Consider the following 8223-nt stretch of genomic DNA (forward strand, 5'->3'; position numbering starts at 1 on the left):
GCCATGCTCGCCGGCTCGCCGCCCAGCGGGCGCATCACGCTGCGGCTGACCAGCCAGGTGCCGGCCGCCACGCCCACCAGGGTCAGCAGGCCGAGCACGAGGATCTGCCACATCAGCTTGCGCACCGGGGCGAAGGCCTGGGCCTGGTCCATTTCCGCCACCAGCGCCCAGTGCAGGCCGTCCAGGTTCAGCGGGACGAAGGATTTCAGCGCCGGCTCGCTGCTCAGGCCGGCTTCGGTGAGGCGCCCCTGTTCGCCAGCCAGGGCTTTTTCGATGGCCTGGCCGGGCAGGACGGCGGGGCTTTCCTTGTCGCGGCGCACGTGGTGATCGGCGAAGCGCACCGAATCCGAGCGCAGGCTGCCGTCGCCGCCGACCAGGTAGGTCTCGCCGTCGTCGCCCAGGCCCTGGCGGTTCTGCATCACTTCGTTGATCGCCGCCAGCGGCAGTTCCAGCACCAGCAGCAGTTGCAGCTTGCCGTTGTCCTTGATCGGCGCGGCCAGCCATTGCACCGGCTGCTGGTCGTTGGGCGCCTGTTCCAGGTCGCTGATGCTGGCCTTGCCGCTGTCCAGCGCGGTGCGGATGAACTTGCCGAAGGCGGTATCGCGCCATTCCGGCGCGCCGATGTTCTGCTGGTAGTCCACGCCACGGCCGAGGCTGAACACCACCTTGCCGTCGCCGGCCACCAGGCGCAGTTCGCGGTAACCGAAGGTCTTGATGAAGTTCTCGAATACCGGGCGGTCGTAGTTGGCGGTGGTGACCAGGGATTCGCTGTCCAGCCCCGCGTAGTTGCTGCCCAGGTTGGTGGCGAGGCTGCTCAGCTGGTCGTTACGCGCCTTCCAGGCGTCCATCAGCTGGCGCTGCTTGATGCTGGCGACCGCCTCCAGGGCGTTCAGGCTTTGTTCTTCGAGGGCTCGGCTGGCCTGGAGATAGACCACGATGGCCATCACCAGCACGGGGATCAGGCCGACCGAGAGGAAACTCAGAGCAAGTTTGGCGCGCAAGGGCATGGGAGGATTCCGACGAGTCTTGGAATTGTTCTCGCGTGCTTTGCAAGAAGCGTGCGAATTTTTTTACGTCTGTAAATAAATTTGATCAGAAAGGCCGGGGGAGGGCCTATTGCGCGGGTAATGGCGCGTTGCCATTGTTTGCGGGGGGATAGCGTACGGTCGTCCCAGCGGGTCCGGCGGGAGAAACGGAAGGCTCTAGGAAGGGCAATTCGTCACCGGCAGTAACGCCGCCGGAAACAAAAAAGGCGAAGCCATATGGCTTCGCCTTGTTCTGGTGCGCAAAGCCGCGATCAGTGCTTGCGCGGTACCGGCTTGAGCAACTCGGTGGGCGGCATCTCGCAATTGATCTTGCGGCCCAGCAGTTCCTCGATCGGCGGCAGGGCGAAGGCATCGTCCTCGCCGGCGAAGCTGATCGAGGTGCCGGTGCTGCCGGCACGACCGGTACGGCCAATACGGTGCACATAGTCGTCCGGATCTTCGGGCAGGGTGAAGTTGATCACGTGGCTGATGCCGTCGACGTGGATGCCGCGGCCGGCGACATCGGTGGCGACCAGCACGCGGATCTTGCCTTCACGGAAGCCTTCCAGGACCTTGATGCGCTTGTGCTGCGGAACGTCGCCGGACATCTGGGCGGCGCTGATGCCGTCCTTGGTCAGGCGTTCCTCGATGCGGCGCACTTCGTCCTTGCGGTTGGCGAAGACCATCACGCGGGTCCAGTCGTTCTGCGCGATCAGGTTGTACAGCAGCTTGTACTTGTCGCTGCCGGCAACGGCGTAGACGTGCTGCTCGACGGTGTCGCTGGCGACGTTTTCCGGCTCGATCTCGACGATGGCCGGGTCGACCGTCCACTGCTTGGCCAGGTTCATCACGTCGTCGGTGAAGGTGGCGGAGAACAGCAGGGTCTGGCGCTCGCCCTTGTACGGGGTCTGGCGGATGATCTGGCGGACCTGCGGGATGAAGCCCATGTCGAGCATGCGGTCGGCTTCGTCCAGCACCATCACCTCGACCATGTCCAGGTGCACCTCGCCGCGCTGGTTGAAGTCCAACAGGCGGCCCGGGGTGGCGACCAGGATGTCGCAGAAGCGCGATTCCAGGGTGCGCAGCTGCTTGTCGAAGTCCATGCCGCCGACGAAGCTCATGACGTTCAGGCCGGTGTACTTGGCCAGGCCGATGGCGTCGTTGGCGATCTGCACCACCAGCTCGCGGGTCGGCGCGATGATCAGAGCGCGCGGCTCGCCCATGTAGCGCTCTTTGGGCGGCGGGGTCTGCAGCAGCTGGGTGATGATCGAGATGAGGAACGCGGCGGTCTTGCCGGTGCCGGTCTGGGCGCGACCGATGGCGTCCTGGCCACGCAGGGTGAAGCCCAGTACCTGCGCCTGGATCGGCGTGCAGTAGGGGAAGCCCAGGTCGTGGATGGCGTGCATCAGGCGCGGGTCGAGGTTGAAGTCGTGGAAACGCGTCTTGCCTTCGGCCGGCTCGACCACGAAGTCTTCCAGCTTCCAGTTGTCCACCACCGGCGGGCGCGGCTTGCGCTCGCGGCGCGGTTTCGCCTCGCGGGGCTTGTCGGCGCCTTCGGCCTTGGCATGCTCGTGCTTCGGAGCCTGTTCGCGTTTTTCGCCGCGTTCGCCTTTTTCGGAACGCTCGGCGCGGGGTTTGTCGCTCTTCGGACCGCGGGCCGGCTTCTCGGCGGCATCGGCAGAGTCGCCTTGCGGACGCGGATTGCGCGGTTTGCGCGGACGCTTTTCACCGCTCTGGGCGGGCTGGGAGGCAGCGGGAGCGGGGGCTGCCGGCGTGGTGACGGGCTGCTCGCCATCACCCTTGCTGAAGATTTTCTTGAGTGCTTTGAGCACGGTGATCTCGTACTGGTTAAGGAATGAACGGCCGCCAGTGTAATGCAAGATGCCCGCAGGGCGAAGTGCCACGGGCATCCTGCCTATTGACTTGGGCTACGGAAGGTTCTCCAGCAACAGCCGGCGCACGTTGCCGCCCATGATCGCGGCGATGTCGGCGTTGCTGAAACCGGCCTTGGCCAGGCCCTGGGTCAGCTGTGCGAGGCCGGTGGTGTCGAAGGGCGCATTCACCGCACCGTCGAAATCCGAACCGAGCGCGATGTGTTCGACGCCTACCTTGTCGGCGGCATAGCGCATGGCTTTGACGATGGCGGCGACGGAAGTCTCGCAGACCGCGCCGTCCCAGTAGCCGATGCCGATCACCCCGCCGGTGTTGGCGATACCGCGCAGGTGCGCGTCGGTCAGGTTGCGCGGGCCGGGGCAGGTGCCGGCGACGCCGGTGTGGGAGACGATCACCGGCCGCCTGGCGATGGCCAGCACGTCGTCGATCAGCGGGCGCGAGGCGTGGGCCAGGTCGATCAGCATCTTCCTGTCTTCCAGGCGCGGGACTACCTCGCGGCCGAACGCGGTCAGGCCGCCTTTCTTCAGGCCGTGGGCAGAGCCACCGACTTCGTTGTCGAAGAAGTGGGTCAGGCCCATGATGCGGAAGCCCGCGTCGTACATCCGGTCGATGTTCTCGAGCTTGCCTTCGAGCGGGTGCAGGCCTTCGGTGGCGAGCACGCCGGCGAGCTGTTTCGGGTCCTTCTGCCAGGCGGCGAGGTAGCGGTTGAGGTCGTCGCGGCTACGGATGAGGGTCAGCTTGCCCTGGCTGTCGGCGGCGGCCTTGTCCAGCAGTTCGCCCTGGTAGAGCGCTCGCTCCAGCAGGCTGTTCCAGGTGCGCGCCGGCCAGCGCTGGGCGATGGCCAGCGGGGTGATGTTGTCGCTGTCGGCGCTGTTGCTTTCGTAGTTCAGGCCGCGCGGCGTCTTGGTGACGGTGGAGAACACCTGCAGGCCGACGTGGCCTTCGAGCAGGCGCGGCAGGTCGGTGTGGCCGTGGTCGTGGCGGTCCAGCAGGTTGCGGTCCCAGAGCAGGGCGTCGTCGTGCAGGTCGGCGACGAACAGGGTCTGGTGCAGCGCCTGGGCCTCGGGCGAGGCGGGGTAGGGCGGCGGGCTGGCCACGGTGTTCATCTTCCGGTCCAGGTAGCCCGGCAGGTTGAAGAAGATCCCCAGGCCAACGGCCAGCAGGATGAGCAGGACGATCAGCAGTTTGCGCATGTCAGCTTCCCAGCTTTGTTATTGGTTTTGTTGCGGGCGCAATCTAGCAGAAGGGCGGGCGAAGGGAAGCGGGACTCAGCCGCAGAGACAGTTGCGGCCTTTCTGCTTGGCCTGGTAGAGCGCGCTGTCGGCGCGCAGGATCAGGCTCGGCAGGTTTTCCTGGATGTCCATCTCGGCCAGGCCCAGGGAGACGGTGACGCCGGGCAGTACGCCGACCGGCGAGTAGAAGGAGGAAACCTGCTCCAGGCTCTGGCGCAGGCGGTTGCCGATGCGCCGGGCTTCCTCGATGCCGATTTCCGGCAGGAGGATGACGAACTCCTCGCCGCCAAAGCGCGCCATGCTGTCCTTGGGCCGCAGCTGGCTGCGCAGGGTGTGGGCGACCAGGCAGAGCGCGTAGTCGCCGGCCAGGTGGCCGTGCTCGTCGTTGTAGTTCTTGAAGTGGTCGACATCGAGCATGAGCATGCACATGGGCTGTTGGTTGAAGGCGCAGCGCGTGCTCTCGCGGTCGTAGATGTGCTCCAGCCAGCGCCGGTTGAACAGCCCGGTGAGGGTGTCGATGTTGGCGTTCTGCTCGGTGTCGAGAATGATCCGGTTGCCCTGGCGCACCCGTTCGCAGAGCACCGAAAGCAGATTCTGCATGACCTGCGGCGAATGCTCGAACAGGCCGATCAGCGCCTCGCGGTGCAGGCGCAGCACGGTGGTCGGTTCGCTGGCGACGACGTAGGCCGAAGGGTGGTCGCTGTCGATGAAGCTGATCTCGCCGGCGCAGTCACCCGGATGCAGGGTGCTCACCGGCTGGTTGTCCAGCGAACCCAGGTAGACCGTCAGGTGCCCGCTCAGCACCATATAAAGGAAGTGATTGCGGTTGAATGGCGACAGCAGGATTTCGCCGCGCTCCAGTTCGCAGGCGCGGAAGTCCTTGAGCAACTGTTGCAGGTTGGCCGCGGCCACGTTCTGGAACAGACGCAGGTGCTGGAGCTGGCGGATGTCCTCGTTCCACTGCGCAGCTTTCATGGTGCAGCGGGGATCGGACGGAAGCTGATGATGTGCACGACTGACTCTCCCTGTAGTCCTCTTCGCACATTGAGCCATCAGTATTAGTCAGATTTGACTACTGGCAATTCGCACCCAGGCCCGGCCGACCGGCGGTCGGCCGGGTGTTTCATCAGCTTTCCAACAGCTCCACGTGCACCGCGTAACCGCCCAGACGGTCGGCCAGCGCGGCGCGTGAGTCTAGGTCGAGGCCGCCGACGAAAAGTCGCGCCTTTTGCCCATGGCGGTCATCGGAGATCACCTCGATGCGCGGGGGTGGAGAGAGGTGCCGGGTTTCGTCCTCGAGGACGCGACGAATGGCATCCAGGCGCAGCGCCGGCTTGAAGGTCTTGCCCACTGCCGTGACCGGGATGGCATCCAGCAGCCAGACATCCTTGGGCACCGCCGCGCGCTCGGGTACATGCTGCGCCGCGTGCTCCAGCAGCTCCGCCTCGCTCGCCTGCATGCCCGGCTTGAGCTGGATGTACACCACCGGCAACTCGCCGGCCTTCAGGCACGGCTTGCCCACGGCGGCAGCCAGGGCTACGGCGGGGTGGCGGTGCAGGGCTTCCTCGATCATCTGCGGGTCGATGTTGTGGCCGCCACGGATGATCAGGTCCTTGCTGCGGCCGGTGAGCCAGATGTAGCCGTCGGCGTCGATGCGGCCCAGGTCGCCGGTGTTGAACCAGTCGCCGTCGACCCAGATGTCCTTGTTCTTGCTGGCCTGCAGGTAACCCTTGAACACGGTGGGTCCGCGCAGGCAGATGTTGCCGATCTCGTCCACGACAGCGTCGCGCAGGTACTGGCCGTCGCCGTCGAGGATCACCGACTTCAGTTCGCAGTAGGGCAGTCGCAGGCCGATGGAGCCGGGCCGGCGCTCGCCGCCGCGCGGGTTGCAGCTGGTGCCGCAGGTGCCTTCGGTCATGCCGTAGCCTTCGATGACCTTCAGGCCCGTCTTGGCCTCGAACTGGCGGATCAGCTCCACCGGCATCGGCGCCGCGCCGCACAGGGCGAAGCGCAGGCTGGAAAGGTCGCGGCCTTCGCTGGGCACCTGCAGCAGGGCGGCATAGATGGTCGGTACGCCGCTGAAACTGGTCACCTTGTAGCGCTCCACCAGCTTCCAGAAGTCCTGGATCAGCGTCGGGTTGCGATAGCCCTGGGGGCCGGCCAGCAGCACTTCGCCGCCGCGCATGAAGGGCGCAAGGCCAGTGACCATCACGCCGTTGACGTGGAACAGCGGCAGGCCGCAGAGAAGCACGTCGTTGCCGTCGTAGTCGGAGTTCAGGCCCATGATCTCGGCCATCGCCACTTCGTTGAAATGGCTGTGCGGCGCGAGCTTGGGCGTGCCGGTGGTGCCGCCGGTGTGGAAGTAGGAGGCGACTTCGTCCGGGCCGATCACCCGGCCGCTCTCCAGACGGTCCGCCGGGCACTGGTCGAGCAGTTCGTCGAAGTCCAGCACGCCATCGGGCAGCGCGCCACGGGCGGCCTTGATCGCCGAGCGCTGTGGCTCGGGCAGCAGGTTGGCGATGTCGACGGTGACGATGGCGTTCAGCTCCGGCAGGTGCTCGCGCAGGCCGGCGACCTTGTCCCACAGGTCTGTGCCCGGGAAGGGCGCCAGAGTAACGAGTACACGGGAGTCCGCCGCGCGTACCAGTTCGGCGATGTGCTCCGGGTCGAGCAGCGGGTTGATCGCGTTGACGATCCCTGCCGCTTCGCCGCCCCAGATCACGTAGTGGGTCTGCGGCAGGTTCGGCAGCAGGAACGACACCGCGGTGCCGGGCCTGACGCCCAGACGGTGGAAGGCGTTCGCCGCCTGGGTGACGCGGGCGAACAACTGCTCGTAGCTGACCTTGACCGGCTCCTCAGCCGCCGAACCCTGCAGCAGGAAGCTCAGGGCGGTGGAGGGGCCGAACTGCTGCGCCGAGCGGCGCAGCAGTTCATAGGTGTTGGGCGGCAGGTCGCGCTCCTGCAGGGGGACCTGTTCCAGGGCTTCGACGTCACGCAGGCTGCTGATCGGGGCGTTCATGCTTCTTCTTGTTCTCCGCAGGGTCAGGGGATCACAGGCGCTCCCGCAGCCAGGCGCCGATATCGCCGAGTTCCTCGTTGCTCACTTCGTGGCTCATCGGGTAGGTGCGCCACTGGGCGGGCACCTCGTTGGCCTGCAGGAAGTCGTACGCGGCGCGGCCCATGGCCGGCGCCACCACGTCATCGAAAGTGCCATGCAGGCAGAGAGCCGACAGTTGTCTTTTTGTAGCCGGCAGGCTTATGCCGTCGCTGAATGTCGGGCCATAGGTGGACAGGGCCATGACCCCGCCCAGCTCGCCGTCCCAGCGCAGGTAGCCGGTGTGCAGCACCACGGCGCCGCCCTGGGAGAAGCCGGCGAGGAAGATGCGTTTGGGCGCGATGCCCTGGTCGAGCTGCCCCTGGATCAGCGCGATCACGCTGTCGGCCGAGGCTTCCAGTTGCGCCTCATCGATGGCGCGGGCCGGGGCCATGGCGAGGATGTCGTACCAACTCGGCGCGGGCATGCCGTTGAATACGGTGACCGGGCGGGTCGGCGCCTGGGGCAGGATGAAGCGGGTCGACTTGAAGCTGCGCTGCAGCATCTGTGCTACCGGCTCGAAGTCGTAACGGTCGGCGCCCAGGCCGTGCAACCAAATGACGCAGGAGTCGACGCTCTGGCTGGGTTCTAGGATCAGGGGCTGGGTCATGGAGGCTCCAGGATGGGGCAGGCGCTCTAGTAAGGGGCGCTGCGCGGGAAAGAGGGTGGAGAGACGATGCAAGAAGATGTCGCATGGCCATAACTTGTGGGACTTGACTGCAGGAAATTGCGCGAAGGTTCCTGGGCTGGTACGCCCCTTGCTATCGCAACTGTCAGGCTGTGCGGCCCCACTTCCGGTAACACTGTACCGACCCCATCCGGAAAGCTGTACCGGAAGTGGCGCCGCGAAAGCCTTGGGCTGTTTCAGGGCCCGGGGGGGGGGGGGGGGGGGGGGGGGGGCGCCCGGCCGGGGGGGGCGGGGCGCGGGCGGACGAGGGTGGGTGGGGGGGGGGGGGGGGGCGGCGGCCGCGGGGGGGGG

The 8223-nt window shown here is 66.3% G+C and carries 6 protein-coding genes; all 6 read right to left on the minus strand.

What is annotated here, in order from left to right; all coding sequences use genetic code 11:
* On the minus strand, window positions 1–1007 hold a 1007-nt coding region (locus ACCC94_RS25440; RefSeq protein WP_413352400.1), incomplete at its 3' end, for a cache domain-containing protein.
* Window positions 1008–1297: 290 nt separating this feature from the next.
* A complete protein-coding gene (gene rhlB, locus ACCC94_RS25445) occupies window positions 1298–2857 on the minus strand; it encodes an ATP-dependent RNA helicase RhlB (RefSeq protein WP_413352401.1) in 1560 nt (519 codons plus the stop codon).
* Window positions 2858–2953: 96 nt separating this feature from the next.
* Window positions 2954–4111 carry a dipeptidase gene (locus ACCC94_RS25450; RefSeq protein WP_413352402.1) on the minus strand — a complete coding sequence of 386 codons (1158 nt, stop codon included), beginning with the start codon at window positions 4109–4111 and terminating at the stop codon, window positions 2954–2956.
* 75 nt (window positions 4112–4186) lie between these two features.
* Window positions 4187–5125 carry a GGDEF domain-containing protein gene (locus tag ACCC94_RS25455; RefSeq protein ID WP_413352403.1) on the minus strand — a complete coding sequence of 313 codons (939 nt, stop codon included), beginning with the start codon at window positions 5123–5125 and terminating at the stop codon, window positions 4187–4189.
* Window positions 5126–5276: 151 nt separating this feature from the next.
* A complete protein-coding gene (locus tag ACCC94_RS25460; protein ID WP_413352404.1) occupies window positions 5277–7169 on the minus strand; it encodes an acyl-CoA synthetase in 1893 nt (630 codons plus the stop codon).
* A gap of 31 nt (window positions 7170–7200) precedes the next feature.
* Window positions 7201–7854, minus strand: coding sequence for an alpha/beta hydrolase (locus ACCC94_RS25465; RefSeq protein ID WP_413352405.1), 654 nt, complete (start codon window positions 7852–7854; stop codon window positions 7201–7203).
* Window positions 7855–8223: the final 369 nt, after the last annotated feature.

It is taken from the genome of Pseudomonas sp. Pseusp97, from assembly GCF_047304025.1.
Lineage (GTDB): Bacteria > Pseudomonadota > Gammaproteobacteria > Pseudomonadales > Pseudomonadaceae > Pseudomonas.

Coding starts and splice junctions, on each gene's coding strand:
- ACCC94_RS25450 (WP_413352402.1), bottom strand. CDS start 4,111: ATGCGCAAACTGCTGATCGTCCTGCTCATCCTGCTGGCCGTTGGCCTG.
- ACCC94_RS25455 (WP_413352403.1), bottom strand. CDS start 5,125: ATGAAAGCTGCGCAGTGGAACGAGGACATCCGCCAGCTCCAGCACCTG.
- ACCC94_RS25460 (WP_413352404.1), bottom strand. CDS start 7,169: ATGAACGCCCCGATCAGCAGCCTGCGTGACGTCGAAGCCCTGGAACAG.
- ACCC94_RS25465 (WP_413352405.1), bottom strand. CDS start 7,854: ATGACCCAGCCCCTGATCCTAGAACCCAGCCAGAGCGTCGACTCCTGC.